Here is a 16400-nt window from a genome sequence, read left to right as displayed (position 1 = left end):
AGGATCACCAGTCCGCCTTGTCGTGAGGTTCGGCAAATTCCGACCAGCCGCCGCCCACTTTAAAATGCCCCATTCGGTCCCGTCGGATAGCCAACGCGCTTACGAGGAAGCGTTCGATTTGACGCTCGGCAGCGATGCCGGTCGTGCTGCCATGGTGAGGCGGTATGATTATGTGTTCCACGACGAAAAGCACGGCAAACGGAAATATTATGTGGGTGCCGATCGCGAAGTCCGGACAGGATAAGCCGAAAGTGTCAGGATGTTGTCTTCAGATTTCAAGTGAAATCCAAATTGGGGTTTCCATCACGGAAGCCTTCGGTTCGAAGAGTTTTCCCCTTGACCTTCCCATCGTTGGAAGCGGCACAATCCGGTCAATCGAAGAAAACCGGAGAAACTTGCGATGGCCGATGTGATGCAATTGAAGCGGGAAAACGATGTTCCCGCCCCCGAATCGGCGCAGCTGAGCATCGCCGTTGCCGACATGACCTGTGCTTCGTGCGTCGGCCATGTCGAAAGGGCGATCGCCAAACTTCCGGGCGTCGCAGGGGTGAGCGTTAATCTGGCGACCGAACGCGCCGAGGTGACTTTCGCGGGCGCCGCTGACGTGATGGCCGTCGTGCAGGCGATCGAGCGCGCGGGCTATCAGGTACCCGAGGCCGAAGTCGAAATCGGCGTTGCGGGCATGACCTGTGCCTCGTGCGTCGGTCATGTCGAAAAAGCGCTTTCGAAGGTTCCGGGCGTTATCGCCGCCACCGTCAATCTGGCTACCGAGAGAGCCGGCATCCGCTATCATCTGGGCATTGCGTCGCTGGACGATCTGGAGGGCGCGATCCGCGGCGCCGGATATGAACCGCGGCGAGTCGAAAACGATAGCGCATCGTCCGACCAGCAAGCCTCGGCGCGCGAAGAGGAACTCATCGGCCTGCGCCGGTCGCTGCTTCTCGCCGCAGTCCTGGCGCTGCCGGTCTTCATACTCGAGATGGGCTCGCACCTCATTCCCGCGGTCCATGATTTCGTCATGGCCCACATCGGAATGCAGACGAGCTGGCTGATTCAGTTCGCCCTCACCACGCTCGTACTCTTCGGCCCCGGCCTGCGCTTTTTCCAGAAGGGCATTCCCGCGATCCTGCGCGGCACCCCCGACATGAACTCGCTCGTCACCTTGGGGACGAGCGCTGCCTGGGGCTTTTCGCTGGTCGCGACCTTCGCCCCCGGCGTTCTGCCGGCGGGCACCGCCAATGTCTATTATGAAGCCGCCGCGGTGATCGTCGCGCTGATCCTGCTCGGCCGCTATCTCGAGGCCAGGGCCAAGGGGCGAACGTCGGAGGCGATCAAGCGGCTCGTAGGGCTTCAGGCGAAAACCGCGCGCGTCGTGCGCGATGGCGCGGCGCTGGAAGTCGCGCTTGCCGACGTCCGGGCCGGCGACATCGTTCAGGTGCGTCCGGGCGAACGCGTGCCGGTCGATGGCGAAGTGATCGATGGAAACTCCTATGTCGACGAATCGATGATTACCGGCGAACCCGTCCCGGTCGCCAAGGCCGCGAGCGCGGCAGTCGTCGGCGGCACGATCAACAAGACAGGCGCCTTCACCTTCCGCGCGACCAAAGTCGGCGCCGACACCGTGTTGGCGCAGATCATCCGCATGGTCGAGCAGGCACAGGGTTCGAAGCTGTCGATCCAGGCGATGGTCGACAAGGTCACCGCCTGGTTTGTCCCCGCCGTGATGGGGATCGCGGCGTTGACCTTCCTGATCTGGCTCGTCTTCGGCCCCGATCCGGCGCTGACCTTTGCACTGATCAACGCGGTCGCGGTGCTCATTATCGCCTGCCCGTGCGCGATGGGTCTTGCGACCCCGACGTCGATCATGGTCGGAACCGGGCGCGCCGCCGAACTGGGAGTGCTGTTCCGCAAGGGCGAAGCGCTCCAGACGCTGCGCGACGTGAGCGTCGTGGCGCTCGACAAGACCGGCACACTGACCAAGGGTCGCCCCGAACTGACCGATCTCGAACCGGCCGCTGGCTTCGGGCGCGACGAGGTGTTGGCGCTGGTCGCCAGCGTCGAGAGCCGGTCCGAGCATCCGATCGCCGAAGCGATCGTGGCTGCCGCGGACGCGCGGGGTCTTGACGTTCCTTCGCCCGACGCGTTTGAAGCCGTTCCGGGTTACGGCGTATCAGCCGAGGTGCGCGGCCGAAAGGTGCAGGTCGGCGCAGACCGTTTCATGGCAAAGCTGGGGCATGATGTGTCGTCCTTCGCAGCCCAGGGCCGCGAGTTCGGCGCGCAAGGCCGATCGCCGCTCTATGCTGCGATCGACGGCAAGCTCGCGGCCGTGATTGCGGTCGCGGATCCGATCAAGGACACGACGCCCGAAGCGATCCGGGCCCTGCACGATCTCGGGCTGAAGGTCGCGATGATCACCGGTGACAATCAGGCGACCGCCGACGCCGTTGCGCGCGCGCTGGGCATCGATGAGGTCGTCGGCGAGGTGCTTCCCGACGGAAAGGTCGATGCGATCGATCGGCTTCGCGCGGGAGGCCGCAAGCTTGCCTTTGTCGGCGATGGTATCAATGACGCGCCTGCGCTGGCCGAGGCAGATGTCGGTCTGGCGATCGGCACCGGCACCGATGTCGCGATCGAGTCCGCCGATGTCGTTCTGATGTCGGGCGACCTTCGCGGCGTGGTCAACGCGATCGCCCTGTCGAAGGCGACGATCCGGAATATCCAGCAGAATCTGTTCTGGGCGTTCGGTTATAATGCGGCATTGATCCCTGTCGCGGCGGGCGCGCTTTATCCGGTGAACGGCACGCTTCTGTCGCCCGTGTTCGCGGCCGGTGCGATGGCGCTCTCGAGCGTCTTCGTGCTAAGCAATGCGCTTCGGTTGAAAGCGTTCCGGCCGGTGATCGCGTCCGACAGAAATGCAGAAGGAGAGGCGGCATGAACATCGGGCGCGCTTCCAAATTGTCGGGCGTCTCGACGAAGATGATCCGCTATTATGAGCAGACGGGGCTTATCCCCAAAGCCGCCCGCCATGATTCGGGCTATCGCGACTATGATGAGGCCGACGTGCATCGGCTTCGCTTCATCCGGCGCGCACGCGACCTCGGCTTTACGGTGGAGCAGATCGGCGAGCTCCTCGGCCTCTGGTCTGACCGGAGCCGGGCCAGCGCCGACGTGAAGTCGTTCGCGCTTGAACATATCGAGCGGTTGCGGGGGAAAATGGCTGAAATCGAGGCGATGGTGCGAACGCTCGAAACGCTTGCGGATCATTGCCATGGCGACGACCGCCCCGACTGCCCGATCATCGAAGGGCTGGCGGATGAAGACGGCGGGCCGCCGCGCCTGGCACCGCGCGAGCCGCGGCGCTTCGGCGAGCCCGGCGGGCCATCTCCACGGCGACACTGAGTCCTGCTCAGCCCTGCGGGCACGTCCGCCGTTGGCAGGATTCCAGCGAAGCCGGCACACCGGCCCTGCAACGCCTGCGTCCGCGCCGGGTGACGACCCCTCACCGGCACCCGCCCTGACCGAATATAGGGGTTGACCCTGTCATCGTTGGAAGCCGCATCTTGCGGTCAGCTGCCCGGACGAGGAGCTATCCCCACGGATCAAGCCCGTCGCCCTTTTCTGCCGTTCGTGAACCGTCAAGGAACAAGATCATGCCTGCGATCACCCCGGAGATTATCGTCTATTCCACGCCGGCCTGTCCCGATTGCCGAGCACTTAAGGCGTGGCTGACCAGCCGCGGCCTCGCCTGGGCCGAAAAAGATATGTCGGACCCGGCGATCATGGCGGAAGCCAGGATGCGCACCGGCGTGCGCGTCGCTCCGATTACCCTGGTCGGCGACCAGATATTCTATGGCACCTTCGCGGCGCAGAAGGCCGGGCTCGTCGAGGCGCTTGGCCTCGCCGACGCCGCATGAACGGTGGCCGCCATGACGCGAACCGTCGATATCCGCCAGATCGACCGCGCCGTCGCGGTTCGCAGCAGGCAGATGATCCTCAAGGCGGCGCTCGATGCTGCGGGGAGGAGCCGGAAATTGATCGGGTGGTGCACGCCGAGGGCATGGCGGAAATGACGCAGGAAGCGATGGGAATGTCCGGTGCGGGGCGCCGACCGGTTCTGATCCTGAGCATCGCACAGGCGCTCTATCTTTCGGCGCTTTCGGTGATCTTCACTTTTTCGGGTCTGGTTGGCGCGACGCTCGCGCCGGTGGCGAGTCTTGCGACGCTCCCCCTCGCGCTCAGCACTGTCGTCACCGCCGCGACGACCATCCCAGCCTCGATGCTGATGGCGCGGATCGGACGCCGCGCCGGATTCCAACTCGGAGCCTTCGCCGGCGCGGCGGGTGCCGGCCTCGCGGCCTGGGGTGTCGCAGAAGGCGATTTCGCGCTGTTCTGCGTAGGCAACGCGCTAGTCGGCGTCTTTCAGGCGTCCGCCATGTATTACCGCTTCGCGGCCGCCGATCTCGCAGCGCCGGCCTTCCGTCCCCAGGCAGTATCATGGGTTTTGGCCGGCGGAGTCGTCGCCGCGTTGATCGGTCCCGAGGTCGCTGCACGGACCCGCACCCTTGTGCCGGTTGCGGAGTATATGGGCGCCTATCTCGCCGCGGCGCTGCTTGCCCTCCTTTCGATTGCCGTGCTCGCAGCGTTGCGGGCACCGCTGCCGACGATCACGGCGGACGCGAACGCACGCGGCCGGCCGCTGCTGACGATCATGCGCCAGCCGGTGTTCATCGTCGCCGCGCTCAACGCGGCCGCCGCCTATATCGTCATGAGCTTCGTGATGACCGCCTCGCCGATCGCCGTTGTCGCCGCCGGCCACGGGGTCGACGCCGCCGCCGGCGTCACACGCTGGCATCTTGTCGGCATGTTCGCGCCGTCCTTCGTCACCGGCGGGCTTATCGCCCGCTTCGGAGTTCTGCGTATTCTCGTCGCAGGCGCGCTCCTCCTGTCCGCAAGCCTTGCGATCGCACTCAGCGGCTCCGCGCTGCCGGCCTTTCAGGCCGCGCTCTTTCTCCTCGGGGTCGGCTGGAATTTTCTGTTTATCGGCGGCACCACGCTTCTCATCGAAGCCTATGAACCGGCAGAGCGCGCCAGAACCCAAGCCGCCAACGAGTTCCTCGTCTTCGGCACAACGGCGCTCGCGACACTCGCGGCAGGGACCGTACAGACCAGCCAAGGGTGGGCGACGGTCAACATCGTCGCCTTCCCTGCATTGCTGATCGCGGGCCTTGCGACGGTCTGGCTCGTATTACGGCGGTTGCAGCCGAGGGGTGCGGTAGAGTGATTGCATCGAAGCCGTCATGGCAGAAGCGGGGGAACGAAGGCTGTTCGCCCGGCCTCAGGCGGATGAGGTCGATCTTCGAAGCGCCAGCCTGCCGGACCTGCGTCCCATCCCTTGCCCAATTTCGGTAACCTCCCGGCCGGACCGGCGCGATCGCGGTGCCGATTGCTATCGACAATGTCGAATCGCGCGATTTCCCCCGGTCTCGTCGAAAGCGCTCCCGCATCCCGGATCGCGCAGCCGGCGAGATCAAAGCCCTCCTGACGGGAAGCCCAAACGAAGAGCGCCCCGGTCCGCCATAGGGGACCAGGGCGCGTCCACGACCGGGCGCTGATGTTCATCAGCTCCGGCCGCGGGCCGACACGCTCCGGGAAGGAGGGGGAGGGGGGCGGGTCGGCGAGATGGTCGGTTATCGGTTCCGCTGCCGTTCCATTGGCTCGAATTCCCTTTCCTTGGCAGCGACGCTCTCCTGTTTCAGATTGCCGTTGCGGGATAGCCGTCGTCGGCGAGCGCCTCCTCGATTTCCTGCGGACTGGCCGCGGTGGTGACGGTAATCGTGCGTGCGACGGTATCGGCCGCGACCAAGGCGGTGGGATCGACCTTGGCAATGGCGTCATTGATATGCGGCACGCACGAGCCGCACGTCATGTCGGGGACGTGGAATTTCATGAGATTCTCCTCTGCTTTCGGGTTCATGCTGACGGAGATGGGGTTTGCCATCGTTGGCAGGTCAAGCGTCGGCCGGGAAAAATATTTCACCTTGCGGCGCTTGACCTTGCCACGCTGTCAAGCCGCATCCCGACCAAAAGGCCTGGCGCAGTCAACCGAATGACAGCCGCACGGTCTTGCGGAGCAAGCCGCCCCCCCGCCGAACCGAAAAAGATGGAATGAACCATGGCAAGTCAGCCTTCCCACGATCAACCCGGCCACGGCCACCATTGCCACGGCCACGATCATGCCGCGGGGCATGATCATGACCACTCGCATGTTCCGGTGGTTACGGAGGATAATGAACGCAAGATTCTCCTGTCCTTCCTGATCATCTTCGCCTTCATGTTCGTCGAAGCCGCCGGCGGATATTTTTCGGGATCGCTCGCGCTTCTGGCGGACGCCGGACACATGCTGACCGACGCCGTCGCGCTCGGCCTGGCCTATACCGCTTTTCGGCTCGGGAGGCGGGCTGCGGACGGGAAGCGCAGCTTTGGCTATGCCCGTTTCGAGGTGATCGCGGGGTTCGTCAACGCGCTCACGCTGTTCGCCATCGTCGCATGGATTCTTTACGAAGCCGTCGACCGTTTCAGGAACCCGGGGCCGATACTGGCCGGATCGATGTTGATGATCGCGCTCATCGGCATGCTTGTGAATCTTTTCATCCTCTGGTTTCTCACTCGCGGCGATTCCGATCATGTCAACGTCAAGGGTGCGGTGCTGCATGTGATGGGGGACCTTCTTGGTTCCATCGGCGCCATCATTGCGGCCGTCGTGATCTGGTTTACGGGCTGGACCCCGATCGATCCGATTCTATCGGTGATCGTGTCGCTTCTGATCCTGCGCAGCGCTTGGGGCCTGCTCAAAAATACGCTGCATATCCTGCTCGAAGGCGCGCCAGCCGACGCCAGCAGCTCGCGGATATCCGAACATCTTCGCGCGACAGTTCCCGGCGTGCGAAATGTCAGCCATATCCACATATGGTCCCTGACGTCGGGGCGCGTGATGGCGACGCTCCAGGTGCAGCCGGCGGATGGTGGCGATCTTCGCCATATGGTTGAGTGCGCCGAGCACGAACTGAAAACGAAGTTCAAGATCGAACATCCGACAATCGGCATCGACTGGGACGGGAATGCCGATTGCAGCCTGGATAGGACCCGCCCGGCGATCGCTCGCTGCGCAGAGCAGATGGATTAGCCCGCACGCACCATGGCTGTGCGGCGCTTGTCCGGATACTCGGGCCGATACCCCACGAAAACCCCTTGACCCTCCAACGATGGAAACCCGCACCCCGCGATTGTGAGTGCCCCGTCCATCCGGATCCGGGACACAGATTCGGAGGTTGAGATGCGAAAATCACGGGTCGCCGCGGCGCTGGGTGCGATATTGGCGACGGGGCTGGTGGTGCTTTGGGTGCGCGGGCCGGTGAGCGATGAGCAAGCGGCCGCTCCAGCGCCGCCGATGGTGGTCGCCGCATCGGTCGTCGTGCAGGATCACGTGCCGCGTTCGACCTATACCGGGCGCTTGACGGCGATTGAGACGGTCGACCTCAAGCCGCGCGTCTCGGGCTATATCACCCATGTCAGCGTCCCCGAAGGGCAGATAGTCCGGCGCGGTCAGATCCTCTTTCGCCTCGACTCCGCGCCTTTCGCGGCGCGCCTGGCCGCGGCGCGGGCGGCCACACGCGAGGCTGAGGCGCGGCTGGGCCTTGCGCAAGCAGAAGATGTGCGTGCCCGTCGGCTCGTCGCCGAGGGGGTCGCTGCGCGCGAACGGTCGGATGTCACGACCGCGACCCTACGCGAGCGCGAAACCCAGGTCGCATCGGCGCGCGCGGCGGAGCGGCTGGCGGCGCTGGACCTTCGCTATACCGCCGTCGAAGCGCCCATCGCCGGCCGGGTCGGTCAGATCCTCGTCACCCGCGGCAATCTGGTCGCCGGCAGCGAGGCTGCGACACCGCTCACGACCATCGTCTCGGTTGATCCGCTTTTTGTCGAATTCGATGTCGACGAAGCGACCTATCTTCGCTCGCTGGCCGATCGCCGCGGGCAAGGCGCCGAGGCCAAGGTCGACGTTCGCCTCGAAGACGGTAGTACACGGTCGGCGCGACTGGATTTCATCGGCAACCGTCTCGACCGTGCAACGGGCACGATCCGCGCGCGCGCGATTCTGCCCAATCCGGGCGGCCGTCTGGCACCGGGCCTGTTCGCCGAAGTCGATGTCGCGACCGGCGATACGCGCCCTGCCATTCTCGTCAGTGACCTCGCTGTCGGCGTCGAACAAGGCCGGCGCTTCGTCCTCGTGCTGGGCGCGAAGAATATGACCGAATATCGCCCCGTGACGCTGGGCCCGATCGTGGACGGCCTGCGCGTCGTGGAGAAAGGTTTGCGACCCGGCGACCGTGTCGTTGTTAAGGGCCTCGCCGGCCCCGGCATGGCGGTCAAGCCTAGGATTGTGCCGATGCCGCGCGGCAATGGCGTCCAGAAAACTGGCGTCCAGCGGGAGGCGGCCCGATGAACTTCCCCCGCTTCTTCATCGACCGGCCGATCTTCGCGATCGTGCTGTCGGTGCTCCTGCTGATCGCGGGATTGCTCGCGCTCCTCCGCCTGCCGCTCAGCGAATATCCGGCGGTGGCGCCGCCGACGGTGACCGTTGTCGCCGCCTATCCGGGCGCGTCACCCGACGTCATCGCCGAAACCGTCGCCAGCCCGATCGAACAGGCGGTCAACGGCGTCGAGGGCATGCTCTATATGTCGAGCCAGGCTGCCACCGACGGCCGGATGACGCTCACCGTCACCTTCGCGCAAGGGACCGATCCCGACATCGCGCAGGTTCAGGTCCAGAACCGCGTATCGCGCGCGCTGCCACGACTGCCCGAGACGGTGCAGCGGCTCGGCGTAACCACGCAAAAGGTCGCGCCCGACGCACTGATGGTGGTGCATCTTCTGTCGCCGTCGAAGCGCTATGACCCGCTTTTCATCTCCAACTATGCGCTGCTTCAGGTCCGCGACGAGATCGCGCGCATCCCCGGCATCGCCGATGTGGTCGTGTGGGGTGCCGGCGAATATTCGATGCGCGTCTGGCTCGACCCGGCGCGGATCGCCTCGCGCGGCCTGACCGCGAGCGATATCGTCGCCGCGATCCGCGCGCAGAATGTCGAGGTTGCGGCGGGCAGCGTCGGGCGCCAGCCCAACCCCGCCGCGGCGCAGCAGGTCGCGCTCGACGTCAAGGGCCGCCTAGCGACCGAGGAAGAGTTCGCCGCAATCGTCGTCAAGACCGGCGCCGACGGCCAGCTCACCCGGCTCGGCGAGGTCGCCCGGATCGAAATGGGCGCGAATGACTATGCGCTGCGTTCGCTGCTTGACGGCGAACCTGCGATCGCGCTGCAGATATTGCAAAGCCCGGGCGCCAACGCGCTCGACACCGCGGCAGCAGTCCGCGCGACGATGGACCGGCTCTCGGGCGAGTTCCCCGATGGGCTGAAGCATCGCATCGCTTATGATCCGACGATCTTCGTCGAGGCGTCGATCGAAAGCGTGATCGTTACGCTGATCGAGGCGACTTTTCTCGTCGTCCTCGTCGTGATCCTCTTTCTCCAGACCTGGCGTGCGTCGATCATTCCGCTGGTCGCGGTGCCCGTCTCCTTGGTCGGGACATTGGCGGTCATGTATCTGTTCGGCTTTTCGCTGAACACGCTGTCACTGTTCGGGCTGGTGCTCTCGATCGGTATTGTCGTCGACGACGCGATCGTCGTCGTCGAAAATGTCGAGCGCCATATCGGTCTTGGCGAATCCCCGCGCGAGGCCGCGCGCAAGGCGATGGCGGAGGTCACCGGCCCGATCATCGCGATCACCTCGGTGCTCGCCGCGGTTTTCATTCCCACCGCTTTTCTGGGCGGGTTGCAGGGCGAATTTTATCGCCAGTTCGCGCTGACTGTCGCCATCTCGACCATCTTGTCGGCGGTTAACTCGCTGACGCTGTCGCCCGCACTGGCTGCAGTGCTGCTCAAGCGTCACGATGCGCCGCGCGACGGCCTCCAGCGCGCGATCGACAAGGGCTTTGGCTGGCTGTTCCGCCCCTTCAATCGCGCCTTCGATCGCGGCTCGCTCGCCTATGTCGGCGGCGTGCAGCGCGTCATCCGGCGCGGTGCGGTGGCGGGGCTGGCCTATGCCGGGCTGCTCGGCCTGACCTGGTTCGGTTTCGACAAACTCCCCGCCGGTTTCGTGCCTGCGCAGGACAAATATTATCTTGTCGGCATCGTCCAGCTGCCTAACGGCGCATCGCTCGACCGGACTCAGGCGGTGGCCGAGCAGGTCTCAAAGATCGCGCTGGCCGAGCCTGGCGTTGAAAGCGTGGTCGCTTTTCCGGGCCTGTCGATCAACGGATTCGTCAACGTGCCGAACGCCGCCGTCATGTTCGTGATGCTCGATCCCTTTTCCGAGCGCACTTCGCCGGACATGGCGGCGGGAGCGATCGCCGGACGGCTGCAAGGCAAATATGCGGCGGTTCCCGACGGATTTGTCGGCGTATTTCCGCCACCGCCGGTTCCCGGCCTTGGCGCGACCGGCGGGTTCAAGATGCAGGTCGAGGATCGCTCGGGTGCGGGCTATGAGGCGCTCGCCGCGGCCAGCGCCAAGGTGATGGCGGCCGCTATTAAGGAGCCCGCGCTCGCCGGGCTGATGACCAGCTATAATGTCGCGTCGCCCGAGCTTTCGGTCGATGTCGACCGGACCAAGGCCGCGGCACAGGGGGTCGCCATGACCGATGTGTTCGACACGATGCAGGTCTATCTCGGCTCGCTCTATGTCAACGACTTCAACCGCTTCGGCCGCACCTATCAGGTCTATGCGCAGGCCGAAGCCGACGCTCGGGCGCAGCCCGATGCTGTCGGGCGGCTTCAGGTCCGCAACGCCCGGGGCGAGATGGTCCCGCTCGCGACGCTGGTCACGACCGCGCCCGGCGCGGGCCCGGATCGCATCATCCACTATAACGGCTTCCCATCGGCCGATATCAGCGGCGGTCCCGCGCCGGGCTTCAGCTCGGGCGAGGCGGTTGCGGCGATGGAACGGATCGCGCGCTCCGAGCTGCCTGAGGGCATGACCTTCGAGTGGACCGATCTCACCTATCAGGAAAAGACCGCAGGCAATGCCGCCCTCTACATCTTCCCGCTCGCCGTACTCCTCGCCTTCCTGATCCTCGCGGCGCAGTATAACAGCTGGTCGCTGCCGCTCGCGGTCCTGCTGATCGTGCCGATGTGTCTCTTGAGCGCGCTCGCCGGGGTCTGGCTGACCGGCGGCGACATCAATATCTTCACCCAGATCGCCTTTGTGGTGCTGGTGGGGCTGGCCGCGAAAAACGCGATCCTGATCGTCGAGTTTGCGCGCGCGCAGGAGGATGACGGTTTCGATCCGCTCGCCGCGGCGCTCGAGGCCTGCCGGTTGAGACTTCGCCCGATCCTGATGACGTCGATCGCCTTTATCGCCGGGGCGGTCCCCCTGGCGATCGCCACGGGGGCGGGTGCCGAAATGCGGCAGGCCATGGGTATCGCGGTGTTCGCCGGGATGCTCGGGGTGACGCTCTTCGGCCTCTTCCTGACACCGCTCTTCTACGTCGTGATCCGCAAGGCCGTTCTGCGGCGCGGGGCGCGGCGCCTTTCAAGCCCGGACACCAAGCCGCAGGAACTGACCCAATGACATTGATCGCGAAATTTTCGCCCGCCGTCCTGCTCCTCGGCCTCGCCGGGTGCGCTACGGTCGGCTCGAACTATGTTCCCCCGCCGATCAAGGCACCCGGCGCCTATGCCGCGCAGCCTGCGGGCGTCGAGGATGCCGCCATAGAGACTGCCTGGTGGAAACTGTTCGGCGACCCGGCGCTCGATCGTCTGATCGCCGAGGCGCTCGCGGCCAATCTCGACGCGCGGCTCGCCGTCGCGCGGCTTGAGGAGGCGCGCGCACTCGCAGGCGTGTCGCGCGCGGCGCGGCTCCCTGGTGGCGGTGTCGATGCCGCTTATCAGCGCCGCCGTCTGGCCGACGCCGAGCGTCCGGTCGGTCAGCCGCGTGAGGGCGATGTTTTGCGTCTCGGAGCAGAAGCCAGTTGGGAGGTGGATCTGTTCGGCCGTATCCGCCTCGGGATCGAAGCCGCCGAGGCCGAGGTCGGCGGTGCCGAGGCGCTGCTGCGCTCGGCTCGTGCCGCAGTCACCGCCGACGTCGCCAGCCACTATTTCGAATTGCGGGGAAGCGAGGCCGCGCTTGCGATTGCGCGTCGCCAGATCGAAACCCAGCGGCGTTCGCTCGAAATCACACATAAGCTCGAGGGTGCCGGCGCGGGCGCGCGTTTCGATGTCCTTCGCGCAGAGGCTGCGCTGTCGGCGGTCGAGGCGACGCTGCCCGGGATCGAACGGCGCATCAGCGCCGCGCGCCATGCCCTCGCCGTGCTGCTCGGCCAGGCGCCGCAAAGCTTCGCCGGTCCCGCCGCGGCAACAGCCGGCTTGCCGCAGATCGCGCAGATCGGCGTCGGCGCCCCCGCCGACCTGTTGCGGCGGCGTCCCGACATTGCCGCCGCCGAACGCGCACTCGCCGCTGCCACCGCCCGGCGCGGTGTCGCCGAGGCCGATCTTTTTCCGGCGGTGCGCCTGTCCGGCATTATCGGGCTTCTCGCCGGCGGGTTCGAATCCTTGTTCAGCGGCGGTGCGCTCGCCTTTTCCAGCGGTCCCAGCTTTGATTGGGGGGTGTTCGATATGCCGAGGCTGCGTGCGCAGGTCCGTGCCGCCGATGCCCGCGTCGATGCGGCACTCATCGACTACCACCGGGTAGTCCTGATCGCGCTTCGCGATGTAGAGGATGCGCTGACGACCTATGGTGCGGTGCGGACCAGCCTTGCGATGCGCGACCAGCAGGTCGGCGCCAGCCGCGAAGCAGCGCGAATGGCGTTAGTTCGCTTTCGCGAGGGTGAGGGCCGATATCTGGACGTTCTCGATGCCGAACGCAGCCTGTACGAAGCCGAAGCCACCCTTGTCGCGGCGCGCACTGACCATCTCCTGTCGGTGGTCGAAATTCACCGCGCGCTCGGCGGCGGCTGGGAGGTGTGCGAAATGGAAAATGGTTCAGATTGCAGCAGGGAACACCTAAAAATTGGCCGTTAGACCGTGCGAGAGATGTAGCTTGCGAGCGGCAAGCGACAATCGCCCCTGCCCGACATCGGCAACGATACCGCCCGTCATACGGATCAGATCCTTCGCGCTTGTGCGAAATGCATGAGTTCGGCGAGCTGCGGCCGCCCAAATGAAGTTGAACGAAAGCAACTCGGCATTGATGACCGGCCCGTGTCGTACTCTTGGCCCAAAGGTGGGGGCGCCTTCGAAGGCCAAATTGGTTTTGGCCTGCCCCCAGCCGGCGTTCGCGGATTTGACCGCCCTTTCTGTCACCGTCGACCTTGCTGCAATCGATCCGATGAGCGCCCAACACGATCACCAGAACTGTCCCCCGTCAGCGCCAATGGCACTGATTCGAGGTTGTGATGTAGGGAGGATTTGGGCTTCGTCGTAGTGACGAAGGAACAAAGATGAAGCCCAAATCCTCCTTGAAAAAATCTCCGGCGAAGGCCCCCTCTGAGCGGGTGGTGAAGGACATACGGCGTGCGACGCGCCGGCACTTCTCTGCAGAGGACAAAATCAGGATAGTGCTGGAAGGCCTGCGCGGCGAAGACAGCATTGCAGAGCTGTGCCGCAAGGAAGGGATCGCGCAGAGCCTTTATTAAACTTGGTCGAAGGAGTTCATGGAAGCGGGCAAGCGCCGGCTCGCCGGTGACACCGCCCGTGCCGCGACCACCGGCGAGGTGCACGACCTGCGCCGCGAAGCCCGTGCCCTGAAGGAATGCGTGGCCGACCTGACACTCGAAAACCGCTTGCTCAAAAAAAGCATGATCGCGGATGGGGGCGACGACGAATGAGGTATCCTGCGTCCGAGAAGCTCGAGATTATCCGCATCGTCGAGCAGTCGCACCTGCCGGCCAAACGAACGCGGGACCAACTCGGCATTGCCCGCCGGACCTTCTATCGGTGGTACGACCGCTACCTCGAAGGAGGGCGGGAGGCGCTGAAGGATCGGCCATCGGCGCCGAGCCGGGTGTGGATTCGCATCGGTGATGACATCCGGGACCAGATCGTCGAGATGGCGCTGGAGACGACCGAGCTATCCCCTCGCGAACTGGCGGTGCGGTTCACCGACGAGAGGCGCTACTTCGTGTCGGAAGCCACGGTTTACCGCCTGCTCAAGGCCCATGATCTGATCACCAGTCCGGCCTATGTCGTGGTCAAGGCCGCCGATGCGTTCCACACCAAGACCACCCGACCGAACGAGATGTGGCAGACCGATTTTACCACCTTCAAGATCATCGGGTGGGGCTGGCTGTACCTGTCGACCGTGCTTGACGACTTCTCGCGCTACATCATCGCCTGGAAGCTGTGCGCCAACATGCGGGCCGAGGACGTGACCGACACCCTGGACCTTGCCCTGGCGGCTTCCGGATGTGACAGAGCCACGGTGCTGCACAAGCCCAAGCTGCTTAGCGACATTGGTCCGAGCTACATCGCGGGCGAACTGGCCGAAAATATCGAGGTCAACAGGATGACCCATGTCCGCGGTGCCCCGATGCATCCGCAAACCCAGGGCAAGATCGAGCGCTGGCACCAGACCCTCAAAAACCGCATCCTGCTCGAAAACTACTTCCTGCCTGGCGATCTTGAAGCCCAGATCGAGGCCTTCATCGACCATTATCATCACCGCCGATACCACGAAAGCCTCGGTAACGTGACGCCCGCTGACGCCTACTTCGGCAGGGCACCGGCCATCATCAATCAGCGCGAAAGGATCAAACGACAGACCATCGAATATCGGCGCTTGCAGCACCGAAAGCTCGCCGCCTAATATCAAACCCCAGACGAGGCCCGCTCTCCGCTAATTTACGCCACGAGTTGCGCCAAATGTTCTGACGACGGACAAATACATTTTATACTTAAAATGAATCCTCTCCCAGACGAAAGCGCTCTCTCAACAAGCGAAGGCGATATGACCTTCACACCGGCTTATTTGCTAATGAAAATGATTTGCTATATCCTTATGCGAGGAGCAGCAGCGAGATTTACGAATCATGTACTCGGCTAAGCCGCGATGAAATTCTGGACATGCGAGGCAACTCCCGGCTTATGGGTAAGCGCGGGAGTGCGTTCTTTCGAAGATGCTACCGAGGCAAGTGAGGTGCTGGGGGCTGGCCTTAAGCTCGCGATACTGCTCGAAGGAAATATCCAGGTCGGGATCAAAGGGCATACACACTCCCGTGTAGCTGGGCCGAGTGTCAACCTCTTTGCAAGTCGCCACGATTGGCAGCTTGACCACCGCTTCACGGCCAACAGTTCACTTCGCTACCTTACGCTGCACCTCAGCGCCAATGGCATGACGGATCTGCTCGGCGAAGCCGACGTATTTCCAATCTCCGACATCACACACTACCAATCGGAATGTCCTGCCGCGATTGGCGCGATCGCCGAGGAAATTCTTCACGCGCCCTATTCGGGGCTCCCGCGGCGCCTGCATATGGCCGGCAAGGCGCTCGAACTGGCAGCGCTGGCGCTCGACACGCTGGCGCGACCATCCACCAACAACTCGGTAAGTCTGGCAANGCGCCTGCATATGGCCGGCAAGGCGCTCGAACTGGCAGCGCTGGCGCTCGACACGCTGGCGCGACCATCCACCAACAACTCGGTAAGTCTGGCAACGCCGCTCGAAGTCAGGCGGCTGCACGAATTACGCGATCGCCTGAACCGCGACCCCGCCAACATGCCGGGGCTGGATCGCCTAGCCCGCGACTGTGGCATGAACGTACGTCGGATGACCGCCGGGTTCCGGCGCCTTTTCGGTCAAAGCATCGGGGAATATCTGCGCGAGGCTCGGCTGCGCGAGGCATGGCGGCTGCTCGAATCCGGGCTCAGCGTTACGCTGACAGCGGAACGGGTCGGCTACACGCTGCCGCATTTTACCACTGCCTTCCGACAGCGTTTTGGTATCCCGCCCAGCGTTCTAAATCGTTCCGGCCTCTCGACGCCCGGAATCTGAAATTTCCGTCCGGCGATCGGAAAGACAGATCGCCGCTCTGCTCCTATTCGTTCCGCTATTGCGAGTGATTAGCGAAAATGGAGCAAAGAGTGGATCGGAAGATTATCGTGAGATTGACCGCGGGCGTGGCTTGCATTGCCATTGGCTGGGCCAGCGCCGGAACCGCGCGGGCGGAAGAAACGGACTCGAAAACCGACGAGATCATCGTCACGGCCGCGTTCGCCGAAGGTGTCGGCGTGGGCACCAAGCTGCCTTTGACACTTTCTGAGACCCCGCAGACGATTAGCATCATTGATCGCGACCGGCTC

General features: G+C 64.3%; 11 protein-coding genes and 1 pseudogene. 11 read left to right on the top strand and 1 reads right to left on the bottom strand.

All coding sequences use genetic code 11. The features are described from left to right. Positions 1-400 precede the first annotated feature (400 nt). The 4 genes from AC58EF_RS26525 to AC58EF_RS26510 all read left to right on the top strand — a co-directional run bounded on the left by AC58EF_RS26525 (position 401) and on the right by AC58EF_RS26510 (position 5281). Positions 401-2935, top strand: coding sequence for a heavy metal translocating P-type ATPase (locus AC58EF_RS26525; RefSeq protein WP_497279443.1), 2535 nt, complete (start codon positions 401-403; stop codon positions 2933-2935). Next, entirely contained in the window at positions 2932-3399 is a 468-nt protein-coding gene (gene cueR, locus AC58EF_RS26520) for a Cu(I)-responsive transcriptional regulator (RefSeq protein WP_497279442.1), read from the top strand. Before AC58EF_RS26525 ends, cueR begins: the two co-directional genes overlap by 4 nt. A 251-nt stretch (positions 3400-3650) precedes the next feature. Then, positions 3651-3914, top strand: coding sequence for a glutaredoxin family protein (locus AC58EF_RS26515; RefSeq protein ID WP_497279441.1), 264 nt, complete (start codon positions 3651-3653; stop codon positions 3912-3914). A gap of 125 nt (positions 3915-4039) precedes the next feature. After that, positions 4040-5281, top strand: a complete 1242-nt coding sequence (locus AC58EF_RS26510) for an MFS transporter (protein ID WP_497279440.1) — start codon at positions 4040-4042, stop codon at positions 5279-5281. Positions 5282-5752: 471 nt separating this feature from the next. Here AC58EF_RS26510 and AC58EF_RS26505 read toward each other — a convergent pair whose 3' ends face one another. Next, entirely contained in the window at positions 5753-5947 is a 195-nt protein-coding gene (locus tag AC58EF_RS26505; protein ID WP_497279439.1) for a heavy-metal-associated domain-containing protein, read from the bottom strand. Positions 5948-6172: 225 nt separating this feature from the next. Here AC58EF_RS26505 and AC58EF_RS26500 point away from each other — a divergent pair, with 225 nt between their 5' ends. The 7 genes and pseudogenes from AC58EF_RS26500 to AC58EF_RS26470 all read left to right on the top strand — a co-directional run. Next, entirely contained in the window at positions 6173-7183 is a 1011-nt protein-coding gene (locus AC58EF_RS26500; protein WP_497279438.1) for a cation diffusion facilitator family transporter, read from the top strand. A gap of 150 nt (positions 7184-7333) precedes the next feature. Further along, positions 7334-8500 carry an efflux RND transporter periplasmic adaptor subunit gene (locus AC58EF_RS26495; protein WP_497279437.1) on the top strand — a complete coding sequence of 389 codons (1167 nt, stop codon included), beginning with the start codon at positions 7334-7336 and terminating at the stop codon, positions 8498-8500. Then, positions 8497-11676 (top strand): efflux RND transporter permease subunit, encoded by a 3180-nt coding sequence (locus tag AC58EF_RS26490; protein ID WP_497279436.1) that lies wholly within the window; start codon positions 8497-8499, stop codon positions 11674-11676. The genes AC58EF_RS26495 and AC58EF_RS26490 overlap by 4 nt, the downstream gene beginning before the upstream one ends. After that, positions 11673-13124 (top strand): efflux transporter outer membrane subunit, encoded by a 1452-nt coding sequence (locus AC58EF_RS26485; protein ID WP_497279435.1) that lies wholly within the window; start codon positions 11673-11675, stop codon positions 13122-13124. The genes AC58EF_RS26490 and AC58EF_RS26485 overlap by 4 nt, the downstream gene beginning before the upstream one ends. A 419-nt stretch (positions 13125-13543) precedes the next feature. Beyond that, positions 13544-14907: pseudogene (locus AC58EF_RS26480) on the top strand (IS3 family transposase). A 243-nt stretch (positions 14908-15150) separates the two neighbouring features. Beyond that, on the top strand, positions 15151-16092 hold the full coding sequence (locus tag AC58EF_RS26475) for a helix-turn-helix transcriptional regulator (RefSeq protein WP_497279434.1): 942 nt from the start codon (positions 15151-15153) through the stop codon (positions 16090-16092). A gap of 113 nt (positions 16093-16205) precedes the next feature. Continuing rightward, positions 16206-16400 (top strand): hypothetical protein (locus AC58EF_RS26470; RefSeq protein ID WP_497279433.1); only part of this gene is annotated, 195 nt, incomplete at its 3' end.

The sequence above is a fragment of the Sphingobium sp. WR1 genome (assembly GCF_059693745.1).
Note: the sequence above shows the minus strand (reverse complement) of the source record. Positions and strands in the feature narration are given on the sequence as shown.

Excerpts from the sequence above, each read along its gene's own strand:
- AC58EF_RS26525 (WP_497279443.1), top strand. The coding sequence starts at position 401 with ATGGCCGATGTGATGCAATTGAAGCGGGAAAACGATGTTCCCGCCCCC.
- cueR (WP_497279442.1), top strand. The coding sequence starts at position 2,932 with ATGAACATCGGGCGCGCTTCCAAATTGTCGGGCGTCTCGACGAAGATG.
- AC58EF_RS26515 (WP_497279441.1), top strand. The coding sequence starts at position 3,651 with ATGCCTGCGATCACCCCGGAGATTATCGTCTATTCCACGCCGGCCTGT.
- AC58EF_RS26505 (WP_497279439.1), bottom strand. The coding sequence starts at position 5,947 with ATGAAATTCCACGTCCCCGACATGACGTGCGGCTCGTGCGTGCCGCAT.
- AC58EF_RS26500 (WP_497279438.1), top strand. The coding sequence starts at position 6,173 with ATGGCAAGTCAGCCTTCCCACGATCAACCCGGCCACGGCCACCATTGC.
- AC58EF_RS26495 (WP_497279437.1), top strand. The coding sequence starts at position 7,334 with ATGCGAAAATCACGGGTCGCCGCGGCGCTGGGTGCGATATTGGCGACG.
- AC58EF_RS26490 (WP_497279436.1), top strand. The coding sequence starts at position 8,497 with ATGAACTTCCCCCGCTTCTTCATCGACCGGCCGATCTTCGCGATCGTG.
- AC58EF_RS26485 (WP_497279435.1), top strand. The coding sequence starts at position 11,673 with ATGACATTGATCGCGAAATTTTCGCCCGCCGTCCTGCTCCTCGGCCTC.